The 19234-nt window shown below is 58.0% G+C and carries 17 protein-coding genes; 15 read left to right on the top strand and 2 right to left on the bottom strand.

Annotated features, from left to right (window positions below):
• Positions 1-767: 767 nt before the first annotated feature.
• The gene (locus Q1A20_RS22060) at positions 768-1352 is read right to left on the bottom strand and encodes a YceI family protein (protein WP_299918745.1); all 585 of its coding nucleotides are present in this window, start codon (positions 1350-1352) and stop codon (positions 768-770) included.
• A gap of 114 nt (positions 1353-1466) precedes the next feature.
• Here Q1A20_RS22060 and Q1A20_RS22055 point away from each other — a divergent pair, with 114 nt between their 5' ends.
• The 8 genes from Q1A20_RS22055 to Q1A20_RS22020 all read left to right on the top strand — a co-directional run bounded on the left by Q1A20_RS22055 (position 1467) and on the right by Q1A20_RS22020 (position 9841).
• Positions 1467-2207, top strand: coding sequence for an endonuclease/exonuclease/phosphatase family protein (locus Q1A20_RS22055; RefSeq protein ID WP_299918743.1), 741 nt, complete (start codon positions 1467-1469; stop codon positions 2205-2207).
• 83 nt (positions 2208-2290) lie between these two features.
• Entirely contained in the window at positions 2291-3013 is a 723-nt protein-coding gene (locus tag Q1A20_RS22050; protein WP_299410016.1) for a CDP-alcohol phosphatidyltransferase family protein, read from the top strand.
• The gene (locus Q1A20_RS22045) at positions 3010-4626 is read left to right on the top strand and encodes a sulfatase-like protein (RefSeq protein WP_299918741.1); all 1617 of its coding nucleotides are present in this window, start codon (positions 3010-3012) and stop codon (positions 4624-4626) included. Before Q1A20_RS22050 ends, Q1A20_RS22045 begins: the two co-directional genes overlap by 4 nt.
• Entirely contained in the window at positions 4623-5525 is a 903-nt protein-coding gene (locus tag Q1A20_RS22040; protein ID WP_299410013.1) for a lysylphosphatidylglycerol synthase transmembrane domain-containing protein, read from the top strand. The genes Q1A20_RS22045 and Q1A20_RS22040 overlap by 4 nt, the downstream gene beginning before the upstream one ends.
• Positions 5522-6514: an ABC transporter substrate-binding protein gene (locus tag Q1A20_RS22035; RefSeq protein ID WP_299410011.1), complete on the top strand. Its 993-nt coding sequence runs from the start codon at positions 5522-5524 to the stop codon at positions 6512-6514. Before Q1A20_RS22040 ends, Q1A20_RS22035 begins: the two co-directional genes overlap by 4 nt.
• Before the next feature lie 4 nt (positions 6515-6518).
• Entirely contained in the window at positions 6519-7265 is a 747-nt protein-coding gene (locus tag Q1A20_RS22030) for an ABC transporter ATP-binding protein (protein WP_299410010.1), read from the top strand.
• On the top strand, positions 7266-8801 hold the full coding sequence (locus Q1A20_RS22025; RefSeq protein ID WP_299918738.1) for an ABC transporter permease: 1536 nt from the start codon (positions 7266-7268) through the stop codon (positions 8799-8801). It abuts the gene before it with no gap.
• Positions 8798-9841 carry a glycosyltransferase family 4 protein gene (locus Q1A20_RS22020; RefSeq protein ID WP_298975098.1) on the top strand — a complete coding sequence of 348 codons (1044 nt, stop codon included), beginning with the start codon at positions 8798-8800 and terminating at the stop codon, positions 9839-9841. The genes Q1A20_RS22025 and Q1A20_RS22020 overlap by 4 nt, the downstream gene beginning before the upstream one ends.
• Here the strand turns inward: Q1A20_RS22020 and Q1A20_RS22015 are convergent.
• A complete protein-coding gene (locus Q1A20_RS22015) occupies positions 9828-10373 on the bottom strand; it encodes a cytochrome b (RefSeq protein ID WP_298975100.1) in 546 nt (181 codons plus the stop codon). The two genes, Q1A20_RS22020 and Q1A20_RS22015, sit on opposite strands and share 14 nt — an antisense overlap.
• Positions 10374-10542: 169 nt before the next feature.
• Here Q1A20_RS22015 and Q1A20_RS22010 point away from each other — a divergent pair, with 169 nt between their 5' ends.
• From Q1A20_RS22010 to Q1A20_RS21980, 7 genes are all read left to right on the top strand, one after another.
• Positions 10543-11283, top strand: coding sequence for an FkbM family methyltransferase (locus tag Q1A20_RS22010; protein ID WP_298975102.1), 741 nt, complete (start codon positions 10543-10545; stop codon positions 11281-11283).
• A gap of 136 nt (positions 11284-11419) precedes the next feature.
• Entirely contained in the window at positions 11420-11623 is a 204-nt protein-coding gene (locus tag Q1A20_RS22005) for a hypothetical protein (RefSeq protein WP_298975104.1), read from the top strand.
• A gap of 186 nt (positions 11624-11809) precedes the next feature.
• Positions 11810-12118: a BrnA antitoxin family protein gene (locus Q1A20_RS22000; protein ID WP_298975105.1), complete on the top strand. Its 309-nt coding sequence runs from the start codon at positions 11810-11812 to the stop codon at positions 12116-12118.
• Positions 12119-12257: 139 nt separating this feature from the next.
• Positions 12258-12824 carry a GNAT family N-acetyltransferase gene (locus Q1A20_RS21995; RefSeq protein WP_299409999.1) on the top strand — a complete coding sequence of 189 codons (567 nt, stop codon included), beginning with the start codon at positions 12258-12260 and terminating at the stop codon, positions 12822-12824.
• A gap of 994 nt (positions 12825-13818) precedes the next feature.
• Entirely contained in the window at positions 13819-15456 is a 1638-nt protein-coding gene (locus Q1A20_RS21990) for a hypothetical protein (protein WP_299409996.1), read from the top strand.
• Between the two features lie 25 nt (positions 15457-15481).
• On the top strand, positions 15482-16708 hold the full coding sequence (locus Q1A20_RS21985; RefSeq protein ID WP_299409995.1) for a phosphatase PAP2 family protein: 1227 nt from the start codon (positions 15482-15484) through the stop codon (positions 16706-16708).
• 11 nt (positions 16709-16719) lie between these two features.
• A complete protein-coding gene (locus tag Q1A20_RS21980) occupies positions 16720-18996 on the top strand; it encodes a S8 family serine peptidase (RefSeq protein ID WP_299409993.1) in 2277 nt (758 codons plus the stop codon).
• The last annotated feature ends 238 nt before the right edge of the window (positions 18997-19234 follow it).

The raw sequence follows: 19234 nt of genomic DNA, 5'->3' as shown, positions 1-19234 counted from the left end.
GGGCGGAACAATAAGCCCGCGACCAACGCAGCGAGGCGGCCATCCTCCCAAATCAAAGCGACTTCTTCAACAAAATAAGCCCAAAGTGACTAATGCTGCGCCCCGTGCGAATGGCTGCTTTGGGGGAGCTGGGCCAGAGGGATTTTTTCAGAACCGCGAGGCCCTCCATCAAAGGCTTCGCGAATGCCAAGCGATCACGTGTCGGTGACGGTTGAACGGTTCCATTCAGCTCTCTCTCAAAAAGTGCGCCAAATTTGAACGGCACATTCTTGGGCGTCAGTATCCTGGGCACACGTTGTCAGCCGCGGATTGAGGTAAGAGCGGAGAGGGTGGTCATCATGGCATGCTATGTTCAGCCCGTCCGTGGCAGACCGACCCCGCACTCGTTCATGCCATACGGCCTCAGAACGATCGATAGCTGATCTGGCCCCCGCCCAAGCAGCACCGTTGTGTCGTCAGGTGATGGAAAAGAACCGATCTTGTGATCAGAACCTCACCGGCGGTGTTTCAAAAACGCATTGCAGCGGTTGATCTTCAGGATGCGTCCTATGCGGGTCTACGCGATGTGTTTGCTTCTGAGGCGCCTTTGATTGTGGTTGTTTGCGCTGCGCGGCTTTTATCCGGACCTAGTGCAAAAAACCTGGCCGAGCCGCTGTGGAACCGCGTGGTGTCGATGACGTGGTTGCTCACAATAAACCCCCATTGACGAGCTGTATGATGGCACGTTTTAGATATTTCTGCGCAGGCAGTTGCGACGGGAACCCCCCTCACTTCATCTGCATCGCTTCCGCTTCGATAGTGATATATACAGTGTCGCCGACCAGTCCGTTGGCCACGCCGTAGCTCATGCCGAAATCACTGCGGTCAATGGCAGTGTCCATGGATAAGCCAAGCACGAAACGCTTATGCCCAAACGGATAGGGGGCGGCCTTGTTCAGCTTCACATTCAATGTGACCGGCCGGGTATTGCCCAAAATTGTCAGATCGCCGGTGACCGTGCCGGATGTCTTGCTCGCGGCCTTACCGCCTGACGCCACGAAGGTGATCTTTGGGTGCTTTCTGACATTCAGGAAGTCGGCTTTCTTGACATGTCCGTCGCGGGCTTTGTTAAAGGTGTTCACACTTTTGGCGTCGATGCTCACCTTCACGTCGCTTAGGTCCTGAGTGTCCATATCGTAGGTGAACGTGCCCTCAACGGAGCCGAAGACGCCCAAAGTCCCAGCGTATCCGATATGATCCACCGTGAAAAAGACTGTGGTGTGTTCGGGGTCGAGCTCGTATTGAGCGGGCGCTGCGATTGCGCCTGTCCCAAGACTAATGGCGATGATGGCAGTGCTCAGATAAAGACGCATTTTTTTCTCCAACATTGGTTGGCAGGATGTGTTCGTGCGATAGCTTACACTGCAGCAAAAAACTGTAATCGGGGCGATCACTCGGTAAACTTAACGTGACCGAAGGAAGCGATATTGGCAAAACTTAGTTGCGTTACCTGGAACATCCATCGCGCAAAAGGCCAAGACGGCCGAGTTGATCCGGATCGTATCGTGGATGCGATCGGCTCTGCCATCGTGCCATTGGCTCCGGATGTTTTCGCGCTGCAGGAGGCCGATGGCGCGTGCCGTCCCCATGCGCGGATCATTGACGTGGAGCGGATTTCTGAGCTGACCGGCCTCGACTACATACACGATCAGCCCGGCCTTCGCTGGGGTCCACAGAGCGATGGGTTTTTAGGGACGATTCTGTTTCTTCACCCGGAGCTCAAGCGCCTTCATGCGGATGTGATTGATCTGCCGGGGCACTGCCACCGCGGGGCAATCAGTGTTGAAACTAAGGTGCATGGGCGGGAGTGTCGCATAATCTCGACGCATCTTTCCTTGTCCCAGCCGCTACGCATCATGCAGATGCGGGTCATTGGGCAATACATCCGAAGACGACCCCAGATGCAGACACTCTTGCTGGGCGATTTGAACGAATGGTCCCCTTGGCGGGGGCTGGCGTTCTCTAGGACGGTCGTGGGAACGGCGCTACGTGGCCCCAGCAAAGCGACGTTCCCCACAGGCCGCCCGCTGCTGCCGCTGGACCGTATTTTGACCGACGCGCCGGGGCGGGTCAGCGCCGCCTTTGTCATTGATCATCCAGATACAAATCTCGCCTCGGATCATAGGCCTTTGCATGGTGACGTCGATATTTGTGAAATGGGCGAGTAAACGCGAGTGCTCGCGCGTAGACCCATTAGCCCTTTGTAATTGGCGATCTAAATTGGCCTTATACGCATGAAAGAGAGTGCTCGGTGATTAATAGCGACCCACAACAGGTTTGGCAGAACGACAGGGCCACGCGGCCTTCGGTCGCTTTCATCGTGTTGGCGTTTGTATTGTTGATTGGGGTGGCCTTTGGGGCTGCCGCGCTGTTCGGCAGTATCGGCGTTCCGGTCGCCATGTTTGTGGTGATTAGTGCGACTGCCTTGCGCGGCTTGATCCTCACCTATCCGCACAGCGTGCTGGGGTCCTGTAACAGCGTGACTTTGGCTCGGGCCGCTATGATTTCTGTCCTGGCGGGCGCGGTTCTTGAGCCCGGCGCCGCCCCTTGGATCGTCTTTGTGATCGCGAGTGTTGCCTTCGCGATGGACGGGCTCGACGGTTGGCTGGCCCGAAGGTCCGGCCTGTCCTCGGCCTTCGGTGCTCGATTTGATATGGAGACGGACGCCGTTCTCGGCGCGCTCCTTGCCCTGATCCTGCTCAGCAACGGACGCGCAGGGTCAGAGGTACTGGTGCTGGGCTTCACGCGCTATGTGTTTGTAGCGGCGAGTATCGTGATCCCAAAGCTGGGTGGCGCACTTCCAGAGAGCTTCCGGCGCAAGGCGGTCTGCGTTGTCCAAATCGCGGCACTGATCATCCTGCTGTGCCCCCTCACGCCCGCAGCGCTTCTCTGGCCGATCTCTGTCAGTGCGGCGCTCCTGTTGTTGTGGTCCTTTGCGATCGATATTCGCTGGCTGTTCAGGGAGCGGAAATGAAGAAGTTCTTCTTCCTGAGTTTGGGCGCGCTTGTGATCTTCTTTGCGCTGGTTCTGCCCAACCATTCCGGCATGCTCAAGCTGTCCTCACTCAACCGATGGCCGCTGGAGCTTCCGGTTCTCCTGCTGTGCATGATTGCTTTCGGGCGGCGGGCTTGGGTGGTGTGGGCGCTGGCGCTGGTATTGGTCGTGGTCACGTTCATGAAGCTGGCAGATATCGGCATGTTTGCGGCCTATAACCGGACGTTTAACCCGATCCTCGATGCCTCTTTGATCAACGCGGGGATAAGCCTGCTGAGTGACAGTATCGGGACGCCATTAACCTACCTCTTGATCGCCGGTGTGATCGTGGCGATGGTGCTGTGGCTCTTCGCCTTGGTCCATAGCTTGCGGGTCTGGGCCGGTCTTGAGATGCCGAACGTCGCCCGCATCGGCGCTGTGATCGGCGCGTTCGGGTTCGGGGGCTGGGCCGTCGCAGACGCTGGACATCATCTTGAGTTCTGGAAGTTTGAGCGCAGCCCACCCGGCACCGCCTGGACGTCCCGACTGGCCTTCAAACGCGCGGCTGCGATGCGCGCCACCGCCATCGATCTCGCGCAGTTCAGCGAGGCGGCCCAGAACGACATCTACGCTGACGCCACGAACCTGATGGACGGGCTTGATGGCCATGACGTGATCCTGATTTACATCGAAAGCTATGGTCGGGCGAGTTTCGACAACGCGCTCTACGCCCCCACACATATGGCGACGCTTGAGAGCTATGAGCCCGCCATCGCGGATGCCGGGTTTGCCATGCGCAGTGGCTGGCTGACCTCGCCCACGGCCGGCGGTCAAAGCTGGCTTGCACATGGCAGCTTGGCCAGCGGTTTGTGGACCTCGGATAATGGCCGTTACACCGCGATGCTGGCCAGCGGTCACAAATGGCTGTTTCACTTTGCGCAAGACGCAGGCTATCGCACCGCCACGGTTATGCCCGCAATCACAATGGCTTGGCCTGAAAGCAGTAAGATGGGGTTCGAGCTGGTCATCCCCGCCACTGAAATTCCCTATAAGGGTGAGCGGTTTAACTGGGTCACGATGCCCGACCAGTTCACTCTGGCGACCTATCCCAGCCTGTTACCTGATGACCCACGCCCCGATTTCCTTCAGATTGCACTGATATCGTCCCATGCGCCGTGGGTTCCCGTGCCGGATATGGTTGCGTGGGAGGGCGTGGGCGATGGCACGATCTTCAACGAAATGGCGGCGCGCGGTCCGACGCCGCGTGAGCTGTGGAAGAACCGTGATGACATCCGCGAGGCGTATCGTAAAGCGGTCGACTATTCCCTGAACGCGACCCTGTCGCATGTCGCACGCCTCGGCGATCAGGCTCCGCTTGTTTTTATCATTGGGGATCATCAGGCGGCGGGCTTTGTGGCGGGTAGTGACAACATGGATGTGCCTGTTCACATGATCGGCCCACCGGGTCTGGTGGCGTTGATCGAGAGCTGGGGGTGGTCTGAGGGGCTGATCCCGCAACCCGACGGGCCGGTACGGCGCATGGACAGCTTCCGCAATGATTTCATCGACGCGTTCAGCGGAGGCACCCAAGTGGTGGAGGTGCAAGACGAATGACGCGGGTCGTGAAAGTTTCCGTCTCAGTCGCGACACTCGCGCTGTTGCTGTGGTGGGCCGATGCCGAAGCGGTCGCAGAGCGTTTGCGAGGCGCGGACCCTATGTGGCTTGGGGTGGCATGGCTGTCGCTCACGGTTTCAACCTTCCTGATGGCCAGGCGCTGGCAGATCTTGACACACGCCCTGCTGATGGAGCTGCCGTTCAAGCGCGCTTTGGCGGAGTATTACATCTCGCAGCTCGTGAACGCAGTGCTGCCGGGCGGCGTCGTTGGTGATGTCGGGCGGGCTATTCGCATCCGGCATGACGGTGACCTGATCCGCGCGGCCCAATCCGTCGCAGCCGAGCGCCTGATCGGGCAGATCGCGATGTTCCTCTTCATGGCTGTGGGCTTTGCCTGCGCGCTGCTCCTCCCCGGCGGGATCGCTTGGCCGCCCATCACATGGCTGGGCCTTGCGGCACTGGGCGTCGCGGCGTTGACGGCCACCGTATTTGCACGCCGGGACACATCAACCGCGCGTTTCCTGCGCCTCGTCCTTGGGCTGATGCGCAACCTCCACCTCATCCTCAACGCAGCGGTCATCGTGGTTTTGCTGATCTTCAGCCTCTACGCCTGCGCCCGCGCAACTGGCACGATCATCCCAATCGGCGCGACCTTCACGCTGATCCCCCTCGTCCTTTCTGCCATGTTGATCCCCCTGTCCGTCGGTGGTTGGGGGTGGCGGGAGGGTGCCGCCGCCGCTCTTTTCCCGCTCATCGGCGCAACCCCAAGCGCCGGCATCGCCATGGGCATCGCCTATGGCACCGCCATCACCCTCGCGGCCTTGCCCGCCTTGGTCTTTTTGGCTGTCCCAAGCCAAGCAAACCCTCTTTCAAAAACTGTTAAACTGGAGTCGCCGTGACACGTCTTATCCGTCCCAATCGCCGCACATTCCTGAAAACCAGCGCCGCTTTGGGTGCTGCCTCTCTTGGGTTGCCCGCCCTGGCCGCCGATCTGACGCAGGTGAATTTCCAGCTCTCCTGGCTTCATTCCGTGCAGTTTGGCGGCAGCTATATCGCGTCAAAGAAAGGCTATTGGTCTGACCTCGGGCTGGACGTCTCACTGACCCAAGGAGGGCCAAACGCCCCGGTCGAGCCCCCCGTTGTATCGGGCAATGCGCTCATGGGCATCTCGGCGGCGGACTACACCGCCGCTGCGGTCGCGGAAGGTGCGCCGTTCAAGATCATTGCGGTCGCGATGCAGAAGAACCCCTTTGCGATTGCATCTCTGGCCGCAAACCCCGTGAACACACCCAGCGATCTCGTGGGCAAGAAGATCGGAATGTCGGTCTCAAACACGCCGGTCCTGCAAGCGCTCTGCACGCTCAATGACGTGGATATCAGCCAAATCGAGATCGTGCCCACGCAGTACGACCCCGCACCATTGGTCACTGGTCAGGTCGATTGCCTGCTGTGCTGGGAAACCGATCTGCCCGTCGCGATGACCATTAAGGGTGTCGAGAACACGACCATGCTCATGGCCGATCACGGCTATTCTGTCCATTCGCAGACCTATATTGCGACCGAGGACAGCATCGCGAACCGACGCGCCGATCTGGTGGCGATGCTGAAGGGCGAGGTCATGGGGTGGAACGACTACTTGGCCGACACGGACGCGGCAGCAGCGCTCACCCTTGAGATGTTCCCGGACGCGGGCCTTGATGCGCCGACCCAAGAGCTGCAAGCGGCGCGGCAGGTGCCTTTGATGTTTTCAGAGCTGACGGAGAGCCACGGGTTTGGTTGGTTCACCGAGGAGACGATAGCCGACAATATCGAGACATTGGCGCTGCTGGATCGGGAGGTGGCAGTGGATCTTTGGGATCGCTCCCTGCTGGAAGAAGTCCATAGCTAGGGCCTTGTCTGACACCGAAATCCGCTGCGAAGGTTTGATCAAGCGGTTCGATGGCGCTCAGGTCATCGCGCCGCTCGACCTGACGTTTGAAGCTGGTCAAACAACGGCTCTGGTCGGGCCCTCGGGCTGTGGCAAATCCACCTTATTGCGCGTGATCGCCGGGCTGGAAGCGCCGACCGGTGGAGCTGTGCGAATTGGCGTCGATAGCCCTATGGCTCTGGCAAAGCGCGGCGGGCTGTCCATGGCCTTTCAGGACCACGCCCTCCTGCCGTGGCGGACCGTGCGCGGCAACGTGGCACTTGGCGCGACACTGGCGCGCAAACCCGCCCGGGGCGTGGATGACCTGATCGCTTTGGTCGGCCTTGCAGGGTTTGAGGACTATCGCCCCGGAGAGCTTTCGGGCGGCATGCGCCAACGCGCAGCTATTGCGCGCAGTCTGATCTCGCAACCGGAGGTATTGCTGCTTGATGAGCCCTTCGGCGCTGTTGACGCGTTAACCCGCAGCCGTTTGAACATCGACCTGCCACCGCTCTGGCGGGATCGAAACACGACGACACTGATCGTCACCCATTCGGTCAGCGAGGCGGTCTCCTTGTCGGACCGCATCGTGGTCTTGTCGCCCCGGCCCGCATCCGTCATGGCGGATATCCCCGTGACATTCGACGGGCCGCGAACGTCCAATCTGACAAACACACCGGCATTTCAGGCCAAAACCGCACAGGTGCTGCAGGCCTTGGGTGTGCCCGCCTAGATGCGAGGCTTGATCCGCATCGCAGGGGTTCTCGTCGCTTTGGTGCTGTGGCAGGGCGCGGCGTGGCCGTATCCGGACAGCTTCGTTTTTGCAGGGCCTTTTGGCATCTTGTCCTACCTTGCCCAAAACGCAGGCTTGCTTGCCCGCGCGACCATGGCCACCGCTGAGAACGCGGCTTGGGGGTTCATTTGGGGCAATCTGGCCGCGATCCTTATGGCTGGATTGGTCATTCTGATCCCGAGTGTGGAGCGGCTGACCGCGACCATTGCCCTTGTCATCTTCTGCCTGCCCATGGTCGCCACAGGACCCATCCTGCGTGTCATCGCAGGCCCCGGGGACGTGCCTGAAATCGCGCTGGCCGCGCTCGCGGTGTACTACACAACCTTCCTCGCCCTTATCGTCGGATTGCGCGCAATGCCGCAGAGTTGGCTCGATTTGGTGCAGGTGTATGGGCGCAGTGCGATTACGGCACTTTTCACGGTCCGCGCACGGGCGAGCGTGCCATACCTCTTCGTTGGCCTCCAAATTGCGGCCCCAGCGGCGTTTCTGGGTGCGATGATCGGGGAATTCACAGGGTCTGAGCGTGGTCTCGGCGTTCTGACGCTCAGAGCCATGCGTGCGCTGGACGTGGACGCCACATGGACGCTCGCAATGGTGTCGGCCTGCGTCTCGATGCTGGCCTATGGCGCGTTCGGGTGGCTGGGCCGGTGGCTTGTGGGTTACGTGCCCACATTGATCCTGTCGCCGCCCGCGTCGTTGAAGCGACGCCCGGTCTTGCATCGTGTGTTTGAGGTTATCGGGATCGTATTGCTTATCTTGCTGCTGTGGCAGGTCACCATGGACGCCTTCGGTCTGAACCGCTTCTTTGCCAAACGCCCCGGCGATGTCTTGAGCTATCTCGCGTCCAACGGCGAGGCACGCGCCACACTATGGGCCGCGCTCATTCAGACCTTCAAGACCACGCTTCCGGGCTACCTCGCGGGGTTACTCCTTGGCGCGGGGTTTGCGATGATCGTTGTCCTGACCCCGGCAGTTGCGGTCATCGTTCTGCCGGTATCCGTCGCGCTCAGGGCGATCCCGATCATCACGACCGCACCGCTGATTGTGCTGGCCTTGGGGCGCGGGGCAGCTGGCACCATCACGGTCGTCGCGGTGATGATCTTTTTCCCGACCTTCGTGGCCTGCGCGCAGGGTTTGCGTCAGGCACCGGGGCAGATCACCGACCTGTTCCGCAGCTATGGGGCGGGGCGTTTTCGCCTGCTCTTCACAGCGCAAATCCCTGCGATGTTGCCCGCCTTCTTTGCAGCGGCCAAGATGGCGGTACCCGCGGCGATCCTTGCCGTGACGACGACCGAGTGGCTGGCCACGGGCAAGGGGATAGGCGTCTTGATGGCTCTGACCGCAACCACGTCGAACTACAACATGCTCTGGGTGTGCATCGTGGCCATTACCGTGTTCGCCGCGTTGCTATACGCGGTTGTCGTCTCGGTAGAGCGCGCAGTCCTGAATATCTACGCAAGTGAGCAGGTCACATGACACAAGCCGTCTTTGCAATTCCAGGCGACAAAGATCGCCGCACGGGTGGGTTCATCTACGAGGCAACTGTGCTGCGTGTGCTCAATAAAATTGGGGTCGAGACGGCTCATCTGCAACTGCCTGACAGCTTTCCGGAGCCGACCGCGTCCGACATGACGACGACGGTTGACGCGTTGTGCGCAGTGCCTGCGGATCAGGCGATCATCTTGGACGGTTTGGTCTTTGGGGCGATTGATCCCGCTGGGCTGGCACAGGTCCGCGCGCCGGTCATTGCGATGATCCACCACCCACTTGGCCTTGAGACCGGGCTCCCCTCTGACCGCGCGGCGTTTCTGCGTGCAAACGAGGCCGCCGCCCTGAAACACGCAGCACACGTTATCGTGCCGAGCCCCCACACGGCGCAGGTACTGGTCCAAGAGTTTGGGGCGCGTCCCGAGGATATCTCCATCGCTTTTCCTGGGTTCGATCGGCCCCTTGTCCGCCGGAAGCCCGCGAACCCGCCGCTGATCCTGTCTGTGGGGCTGCTCGCTGAACGCAAAGGGCATGATGTCTTGTTGGACGCGCTTTCGCGCATCACGGAGCTGAATTGGCAAGCTGTGATCGTTGGCAAGGCCTATGACGCTGCAGTCGTGAAAGGGTTGCGAGATCAATGCGATAGGCTTGGGCTGACGGGTAGGGTCGTCTTCGCTGGTGAATTGGACGCATCCGCTCTGACCGCCTATTTCAACGCCGCGCATATCTTTGCGCTCGCCACCCGTTACGAGGGGTATGGGATGGTGCTCAGCGAGGCTATGCTGTTCGGTCTGCCGGTCGTCTCCTGCGATGTGGGCGCGGTTCCGGGAACTGTTGGCGCGGCGGGGATTCTGACGCCGGCTGATAATCCCACCCGCTTTGCGAGCGCTTTGCGGCAATTGCTGGAGAAGCCTGAAACGGCGCGGCACTACAGCGGCCTGTCAAAAGCCCGCGCCGAAGACCTGCCGACTTGGACCATGACGGCCCAGGTTTTCGAGCAGGTTATCGGGCGGCTTAGGGTTTCGTAGGCCACATCCGCGAGAACACGCCATCCCGCTTGATCAAACCATGCCGCAGAGCGGCGGCAATATGCATGGCCATCAGGATGGCAATCGCCCAGCCGCCATAGAAATGCACGGACTTCGCAAAGGCTGCCAGTTCTTTGGATTTCGGGACCAGCGCAGGCACTCCCATGGCATCCAGCGCCTCAATCGGGAAGCCGCCCGCACGGACGCGGACATATCCGGCGACGGGCATCACGAAGAGCAAAGTGTAGAGCAACCAATGCGTGGCGCCGGCGACCTTCAGCTGCCACGTGGCGAGATGTGTGGGCTCTGGCGGCGGCGCATTACGCCAGCGATAGATGATGCGGATAACGATCAGGATCAGCAGCAACACACCAACATTCTTGTGGAAAATGAACAGGTTGTTTTGCAGCGAGCGGTCTAGGCCCTTCTGGATCATCAAAAACCCGACGGGCACCATGGCGATGACAAGAATGGCCATGGACCAGTGTAGCAAGCGCGCTCCGGCTTTGTAGGACTGTGACGGAGGGGTCATGCTGTATTGCCTCGCTTACTGACACGCATCACATGTTAGGCGCAGGGCTTAGCATCCACAAATATAATCTCTCGCGGTACGTCTGACGGGGGCAAAAAACATCGCGCTCTTGTCTGATAAAGAGTGACCAGATAGCAAAGTGGTCTGGTCAACTCAGGAGACGTGCGGGATGCGACAAAGGCTCGACGGGATCGGTCGCTCACTGGATGTCTACTACCGCGACACCGCGCGCACGCAGCTGATGGACCGCTTGAATGCGAAATTCATCCGCAAGGGCGGGCTTGCGTTCGATATCGGTGCCCATGTGGGCGACCGCACCGCCAGTTTTCTGCGCCTTGGTGCCTCTGTTGTAGCACTAGAGCCCCAGCCCCGTGTGTTTCGCGCGTTGCGGTTGATCCATGGTCGCACGTCCGGCGCCACGCTTCTGCGTCAGGCCGTTGGTGCGGCGCCGGGGCAGCTCGAGATGTATCTGAACTCAAACAACCCAACGGTTTCGACCGCGTCGCGTGACCTTGTGGAGGCCGCCAAGACCTCAGTGGCGTGGCAGGATCAGGTCTGGGACACCCAAAGCCGCGTGCCCGTCACAACGCTGGACCAATTGATCACGCAGTACGGCACGCCGGATTTCGTCAAGATCGACGTGGAAGGATATGAGGCGAAGGTCCTGGCAGGTCTCAGCAACGCTCTGTCGTTGCTTTCGTTCGAATTCACAACGATCCAACGCGATGTCGCTTTTGCATGCCTCGACCGCCTCGAGATGCTGGGGATATATGAGTTCAACCTCAGCCTCGGCGAAGATCATGTGCTGCGGTGGGACGCGTGGGCCTCAGCCCGTGACATGCGCTGCGAGATCGCAGGCCTGCCGGAGCACGCCAATTCGGGCGACATCTATGCACGGCTGGTCGGTTAAGCGCCTGCCATCGGCAAAGCTGGCGCCTCTCACTGTGTTGTCTGGCCCCCTGTTTCTGAGCCATCGATTTGCGTTTTCTCCAATAAGGTTTCGGAGACCGGTGGACGCATGCCAAGGTCCTTTGGGTGCAAACCCGATGAAAAAGGGTGCAACGGTTGATCCTGGCAATGCGCTGCGCACACTGCTTGCGCGGTCGCCAAGCATTCTCGCTATTGCCGGCACGACGAGAATCGCGCATCTTGAAGACAATGCGGCTGCTTTGGAAGCTTGGCATGTATGGGGTTCTGATCAGATGAGCATCGGCAGGGCCGACAATCACGGCTTTGCTGTTCGCCCTTGAGGGAATGCTTGGACATTGGCCTCTGGCCTTCCGAACCCTCCTTCTGACCGGCCTCATGGTCCTCGCAATGACCCTCTTGCTCGTTCCAGCATTGAACAGGCTGCTCGATCATGTCCTGAAGAACCATCGGCAGGGGCGTCGCGCGGACGCCTGGACCCAATCTAACCAACCCTCAGAAACGTTGTGATGCTGCGCGGTGAGGTCCCGGCGGAGTGGTTTCGGGTCAAGCATGACATTGACTGCCATGAGCCGAAGGTGCGGGTGACGCTGATGCTTGATGAGAGCGTGGCCAAGATGTTTCGGGCGATGGGGCGCGGGTATCAGGCGCGGATCAACCGGATTTTGCAGACCTGGCTGCAGCAGCAGATTTTGGGGTTTTACGAGGTGGACGCGATTGGGGACACGATCCTGGAGGAGAACATTGAGGCCTATATCGCGGATATGGATGAGCAAAAGCGGTTACAGAGGGTTCGGATTTGGCGGGGGGTGGGGTGAGCGATCATACCGCTGCCTGTGATTGGTGGTTGGCAAAGGCAACAAAGCTGCTTGCCGTGCATTGTGGGGAATGGCGGGTTTGAGCCCAAACCTCTCAAATGCTGCACTTCAAATCAATCTCCGCTAAGCAGTTGCGTAGATGGTCGATGGATTTGCTGTTGTGACTGCCAACTACGTGCATATGCCCCCATTGCGAACTGACCGGCTCGTCATGCGCGCACCGAATGAGCGCGATATTCCGGCATGGTTCGAACGCGCGACGGACCACGAGTCGGCCTACCTCGCCGGTGATCCGATCCCGGCGAGCATTTCGGACGGACAAACGTGGCTGGAAAGGACACTCGAGAGGGCTACTGACAGAGAGCGCTTTTTGTGGAGCATCGATGTTCGCGACGGTCCTGCTTCTATAGGAACCGTTGGTCTCAGTTTGAAAAAGCCGGGAATTAGCTTCGTGATCGGACGTTTGTTCTGGGGCCATGGATACGCCACAGAGGCTGCGCGCGAAGTGCTGAGATTTGGCTTTGACGTGTTGGATTTGTCAGAGGTCGGGTCCGAATTTGTTGTCGACAACAACGGATCGCGTCGTGTCCATGAAAAACTTGGCTTCAAACATGTAGAAAACTTCATAGATGCATCCGACGGCGCGGAGTGCGAGCGACACATACTGTTCAAAAGAATGATGAAGAGCAGATATAGGCAGACATAGGTGATCGAAACTCGAACGGCGGCTTCGTCCGCATCGTTGCCCTTGGTCACCGGTGAACGGACGGCCGCTTTTCTTGAGGTCAGTGCCTCACTATAATTCCTAGTTATCGTTACTTGTTGCTACCACAGACTATTACCCCCTCGACGTTGGTATCAAGAGCGGCTCAGCATATCCCTGGGCTCCGCACTCAGTCCGGATCTCTCCCACAATCCGGAGAAAACTAGGCGGCTCAGGCACCAAGTAATGCCAATGCAAGACACGCTCAATGATGGCCTCAACCTCTCGGCCCAAACGACGCGACCGACGTTTTGCGCCACGGCGCTTGGGCGGCAATGCGCTCGACCGCCCATCGTTTTGCTTCAACCGGTGATAAAACTCCCAAACCGAACTACGGGAAACACCCATCTCCTCTGCCGCAACCAACAACAGCGAACCCACATCGTTGCCTGCTAAATCCAATTGTAAAATCGGACGCAAAATGCTGGCTCTTTCGATTGTGAGTTCACGATCTTCTTGATTCTCTGCTTCCTTCGCCGAGCGCCACTGCCTACCCAGCTTATCCACAAAACGAACCGTCCGGGAGTTAACGGCACCATAACAGCTGCTTTGGCTCAATCAGTCCGGCTCAGTGCTCAAGGTCCGATGTCTGAGCGCAGACCCGATCAGAAAGCAGACACATCCAGTTAAGTGTGTCCCTCAAATCCTGATCAATGGGAGAGCCGCTCTGGATATGATGCAGTACGCTTTCACGCAGTTTAGGCCATGCCTCACAGAAATCACTCAAATCCCGGATAGTTTCGACGGGCCTGCCTGCATCGATCTTCATGGATTTTTTCAAGTGCTTTCCCAACCATCTATCTCAGTTCACTCGCAACTATGGCCTCAATATGCCCATTGTCCGATCAAAAGGTCGCGTGAAAAAAATGTGAGAGATCTATCAATCTCTGCTATTCTACTCATAATTTAACGACATCCTATTTTTGATTGTGCGACTTTGGCTATCCGAAGACTTCAGATAAGACTCTATGGCAGTTTTTCCTGCCGATGGAACACTGGACAAGTCGTTGACATCCGTGGCGCCAAGCATCGTGCCCTGATTGCGATGCTGGCGACTGCACCAAACGGAACACATACAAGGAGCTGGATCCAGGATACTCTTTGGCGTCGAGCAGGAGAAGAGCATGGACGAGCGAGCCTTCGCCGCTCACTGTCGGATATTCGTAAGATCTTCGGACATGATTTTGATCGGGTCTTCAAAGCAACCAATGCCGACATTCGGCTTGACCCTGCGACTTTTGATCTGGTGGGAAGCCGACTTGACGGCGAATTCGCTGAGGGCATTGACATACTTGAGGAAGGATTTGTTCAGTGGGTAAATCAGAAACGAAAGCTGCTAAATAACGACTTCTTGCTGTCGTCGCATACTCCTCATAGTCGCATTGCACCAAAAATCGCGATTGTTCCATTCGCTACGCGTCACCTCTCTAAAGAAGAACGACACCTTAGTGATCTCGTTGCCCAAGAGATTTCCCGATCACTTTCGCGCTCACGACTAATACGTGTAATCTCGCATCTTTCCAGCCGGAAAGTCGATGGAACACTCTTGGACATCACCCAGATACGCCAAGCCCTCAACGTCGACTACATCGTTTATGGATCGGTGGGACTGAACGAAGGTCGATACCGGATCGACACGGAGTTGATTCAAACAGCGAACGGACACATCGAATGGACGCGGCAGATCTCAGGGCGTGTAGCTCATCTGCTTGCAGGCTCCCATGACCTTCTTGATCTGTGCTCTCAAATTGGGCACGGCATTCTCGCAGCCTCGGTCGAAATGGCCCAGGGCCGACCGCCTGGCGACGTGGAGAGCCACGTGCTGCTGATGTCGGCCGTGTCGAACATGCATCAACATCGGCTTGCTGGCTTCGCGCGCGCCAGACGTCACTTGGAAGAACTGATTTCGCGAACCCCCGGCAACTCTGAATTGCACGCCTGGCTTGGAAAATGGTACGTTCTTTCAATTGCGCAGGGTTGGAGTACGGATCCCCAGCAGGATGGGCGAAACGCCATCGATTGCACGAAACGTGCGCTGGATAGCAACCCTCACTGCCCCTTGTCCCTGACGTTTGACGGCATGATCCGGTCGAGTGATCTGGCGAGCCTTTCCAAAGTTGAGGCGCAGTTTGATCGGGCGGTGGAAATTGATCCTAACAACTCACTTGCATGGCTAATGTATTCACGTCTCCACATGTTTGATGGAAACGGAGAGATGGCCCTGCATTTTGCCAAAAGAGCCTGTGAGCTGTCACCCATTGACCCCTACAGCTACTTTTTTGACATCATTCGGGCCAGTGCGCTGTCAATCTGCGAAGACTACGCTGGTGCCCTTGATCTGGCCGAAAAGTCGATTTGCGCGAATCCGCGACATACCTCATCGCATCGCGTGAAAGTCATCGCTCTTGCTCTGATGGGCAGAGACGAGGAAGCCGCCACAGCCGCAAAACTGCTGACGCGCCTTGAGCCGGGACTGACTATTGAAGGATACCTCAGAAATCACCCAGCAGGTGATCGTCCCATGACCCGAAAATGGGCAGAAGCCCTCAAAGAAGCAGGCGTGCCTGCGCGATAGTTTAAACCATTGGGAGAACGGACTGATGTCAAGCCAAGCAACTGGAACTGCGATGACGGCCATGACGGCTATGACAGCGATGACGGCAATGAGTGGTTCGACTGCCATGACGGCTATGACGGCCATGTCCGGTAACGCCGCCGCCGCGGGCAACTATGACGGAACCACAGCTGCTGGTCTGTTGTTGGCCAGGGATGGAATTGTCGGTCAATGGAGTGGGGCGACACTGAACCCCGAAGAACGGACCCTCAGTGACCCTGCAAACCTCCAGGACTGGTCTCAGATAGTCAGGACGATGGTCGTTTTGCAGGATTTGCTGGCAAGCACGGGCGTTTCAGCAAGCGCCTCGGGGTGCAGCCCCGAAGTCGCATTTTATCACTTTAACAAACCTTGCGATGCGACCGCGACACTCGAGACCTTTGATATCAAGGCTCATAGACTTGCCGGTTTCACCCGACCTGATCACGGTGCATTCAAGACCCAGCTGGAGCTGGTGCGTGCTTATGCCGATCTGCGGGCTGATCGTTTGCCCGAGATCCTCTCGCAGGCGGGATACCCCGTCCCGTTCATGACAAGCATTGCCGATCTTCACCCAGGTCGGAAAGAATTCACTCATGAACTCCTCGGCGTAACGCAGGTCTTCGCGACCAACATTGTTCTTTCCGTTAAACAAGCCCTTGCCTGCCACCGCCCGGACGCCTTCTCACCACAGGTCCAGCCTGTCATTCCAACGCCTGGTCATGGCACTTTGCCCAGCGGTCATGCGACGGAAGCCTTTGCTATGGCGGTTGTTTTGGCGCGACTTGTGGAAGCAGAACGCGGTGATCAAAATCGGACCAACGTAACATCTCTATTTGTTGATCAACTGATGCGTCAGGCCGCCCGCATTGCCATCAATCGTACAGTCGCAGGCGTTCACTTCCCTGCAGACTCCATGGCCGGCGCAATGCTTGGTTTGCTGATTGGCCAGTACATGATCGTACGAGCAACAGGCGCCGGGTGTCTCTACCCTGTTGGCTTTGACGGTACCAAAGTGGTGAGCCAGCCGTCCGCAGGAACAGGTGGCCCCACCCCAATCGACTTCAAAACAGAGGTATATCTGACCGATAACGCAGATCCGCTCATCCGCCCGCCCGCCCACGACGGGATAGTGACCGATCTTGGACAACCGCTACAAGCATCACCAGCGATGATCAGCGCTCCGCTGAAGCTTCTCTGGGACAAGTCAGTGCTTGAATGGAAAAAGCGTTAAAGGAGGTGATCATGGCAAAGATCAGAGAGTGGTTTCCCGATCCTGTAACCTTCCTGACAGAAGAAGACATAACCATCCCAGCGGCTAACCCTGCAGGCCGGGATGTCACCGGCCCCGTGCGGATTGTTGACGCGTACTCCCAATGGATTTCAACTTACGGTGCGCAATATGCCTTCACCAATGAGATCCCGAAAGATCAGGAAAAAGACTTCAACTTCGCTCTCGTGGTCGTCGAGCGCGGTCAGGACATCACAGTTCTGACAAAGGAGTTTAACTTCGTTCAGCCGCCGTTTGTCCCAGAACAGTCTCCACAGCCCGATCCTATCGAGAATGTCTTCTTTGGCCGTCTCCCGATACGAGCAATCAGTGCGGGTGACCAGGTCTCATCAGGGTCAGTCAAAGGCTTCCGAAATCTGAATTTCTTGCTCGCTTTCGAGCGACCTGAAGACCTCGTCATCGTCGGCCTGATAGATGATGCAATCCATATCGGACATCGCAGGTTTCGCGATCAGGACGGTCTATCCCGTGTTGACTTTGCCTGGATACACGATGCTCCCTGGGCCGGTCAGAATAGCGTGCCATTCGGGCGAGAGATACCCGGCTTTCTCACGTCCCTCGCCATCGAGAACAACCCAAACGATGATGATGCCTTGATGCGTGAGCTGGGTCTGATCGCGCAAGAAGATCGGCCTTATCTTCCTACATCGCTCAGACTGCATGGATCCCATGGAACTCATGTCGCCGATCTCGCGGCGGGATACGAGCCGCATCACTCGGATGCGTTGCACCGCAGAATTGTGGCGGTGCAACTGCCGGTGTTCGCATCACAGGATACCTCGGGAACGTCGTTGATGACTTCCATCATAGCTGCGTCAGGCTATATCTTCGCCCGAGCACTGCAGATGAGCCACCACTACAAAGTGCCCATTCCGGTCGTTGTGAACTTCAGCTACGGATTTGGCGGAGGTCCTAGGATCGGCAAACATATCGTCGAGCGCGCGTTGCGCAAGCAAGCTGAAGCATACCGACGCGAAACCGCCTTGATTCAATCCTCATCGCATGGCGGAGTTCGAGCCCCTGCCGAACTCGTCCTGCCTGCGGGCAATGGCCATCTGTCACAAACCCACGCGGTCGGACCTCGGCCAGCGGTGGGGACTGCGCCTGAACTGGACTTCCAACTACGTGTTCAACCCGACGATCGAAGCTCTAGTTTCGTAGAGATATGGTTCAGTGCAAAGACAAAGGAGGTCGTCATCACTGTTACACCGCCTGACGGTGGATCGAGGTCCTTTGAGTTTGATCTGTCTGGGCCATACTCCAACCAGACCTCGCTTGATAGCGACTATGTACTGGCAGAAAGAAGACGCGACGGCGGCCAAAGCTTTGAGGCCGGGACAGTCATCGCGAGACTTTCACTCGACCGACCGAACGAGACGCCGCCCGCAGCAAGAAAACCACACAAGCCACCCAAAGACGAAGACTGTACCCCGTTCTGGCGTGTTGTCCTTGCACTCGGACCAAGCAAATGCCTCAAGACCAACCAGCTGCCCTGTCCGCATGGCATCTGGAAGGTCGCGTGCAAAGGACATTTGGACGGTAGAGGTTCGGTGCAGGCCTGGGTCCAACGCGACGAAGCGGTTGGAGGCTTCGGAGTGCGTGGCAGGCAAGCCTACATTGAGGATGCCAACCATCAGAACAACCGCTTTGATCAGCTTGGAGACGTTATGGTGACAGATCATGGCCAGCCTGAAAGCATTGTCAAACGGAATGGCACCGTCTCCGGCATCGCAACGAATCCAGCAAACGATGCCAGCCCACTTCTCACCATAGGAGGCGCACTCTGGGACAGCGATAGAGCTGCAGTCTACAGCTCAGCGGGCAATGATAAGAAGCTGAGTGCACCACACTTCCTCGCCCCTTCAGACAGTTCCAGGATCCTTACTGGGATCAATGCTGCTGCAACCCGAAATGGCGGGCAAGTGGCCATGGGCGGGACCAGTGTGGCAGCGCCGCAGGTTGTAAGGTGCTTAGCCGACAAGCTGAACAGCATCGATCCCGCATCGTACGCTAGCTTCAATGCTCGAGAGTTCCTGAAAGACGATACAATAGCTGATCCTGAGAGTCCGCAGAGAAAGGCACGGCCCGTTTTGAGACCGGACCCGGAAAACCCGGAACGCGCTGGCAATCGTCGGGTTCGCGAAGAGCGGGTCCGGTACAAAAACGGGTTGATCAAGGCTCACCCGGATCTTGAGACTCAAATCTCTCGGGGAACTGAACGCAAACTCTGAAGGCGCAACGCCGACCAACCGGTTGTGCGCACTCCAATTCCGGTTCGTACACATCAAGACCAGGAGTTAAGCGGCCGCTGCCGTTCAACTTCTCTGTGCGCCCGCTTGATATCGCGAGAGACCGACTGCCTTTTCACGCTTAACTCACACCAGGATCGCAGAGACATCACCTATAGTCAAATTGCGTATCGAGTAGCCGCGGCCTGAGCTCCAGATCGTTGGCGGAACAATTGAAGCA

It is taken from the genome of uncultured Roseobacter sp. (assembly GCF_947501835.1).
Lineage (GTDB): Bacteria > Pseudomonadota > Alphaproteobacteria > Rhodobacterales > Rhodobacteraceae > Roseobacter.
The sequence above is the reverse complement of the archived record's forward strand: the minus strand, read 5'-3'. Positions and strand labels throughout refer to the sequence as shown.

Excerpts from the sequence above, each read along its gene's own strand:
- Q1A20_RS22000 (WP_298975105.1), top strand. The coding sequence starts at position 11,810 with ATGCTGCGCGGTGAGGTCCCGGCGGAGTGGTTTCGGGTCAAGCATGAC.
- Q1A20_RS21995 (WP_299409999.1), top strand. The coding sequence starts at position 12,258 with ATGGTCGATGGATTTGCTGTTGTGACTGCCAACTACGTGCATATGCCC.
- Q1A20_RS22045 (WP_299918741.1), top strand. The coding sequence starts at position 3,010 with ATGAAGAAGTTCTTCTTCCTGAGTTTGGGCGCGCTTGTGATCTTCTTT.
- Q1A20_RS22020 (WP_298975098.1), top strand. The coding sequence starts at position 8,798 with ATGACACAAGCCGTCTTTGCAATTCCAGGCGACAAAGATCGCCGCACG.
- Q1A20_RS22005 (WP_298975104.1), top strand. The coding sequence starts at position 11,420 with ATGAAAAAGGGTGCAACGGTTGATCCTGGCAATGCGCTGCGCACACTG.
- Q1A20_RS21985 (WP_299409995.1), top strand. The coding sequence starts at position 15,482 with ATGTCAAGCCAAGCAACTGGAACTGCGATGACGGCCATGACGGCTATG.
- Q1A20_RS22010 (WP_298975102.1), top strand. The coding sequence starts at position 10,543 with ATGCGACAAAGGCTCGACGGGATCGGTCGCTCACTGGATGTCTACTAC.
- Q1A20_RS22060 (WP_299918745.1), bottom strand. The coding sequence starts at position 1,352 with ATGCGTCTTTATCTGAGCACTGCCATCATCGCCATTAGTCTTGGGACA.
- Q1A20_RS22025 (WP_299918738.1), top strand. The coding sequence starts at position 7,266 with ATGCGAGGCTTGATCCGCATCGCAGGGGTTCTCGTCGCTTTGGTGCTG.
- Q1A20_RS22040 (WP_299410013.1), top strand. The coding sequence starts at position 4,623 with ATGACGCGGGTCGTGAAAGTTTCCGTCTCAGTCGCGACACTCGCGCTG.
- Q1A20_RS21980 (WP_299409993.1), top strand. The coding sequence starts at position 16,720 with ATGGCAAAGATCAGAGAGTGGTTTCCCGATCCTGTAACCTTCCTGACA.
- Q1A20_RS22015 (WP_298975100.1), bottom strand. The coding sequence starts at position 10,373 with ATGACCCCTCCGTCACAGTCCTACAAAGCCGGAGCGCGCTTGCTACAC.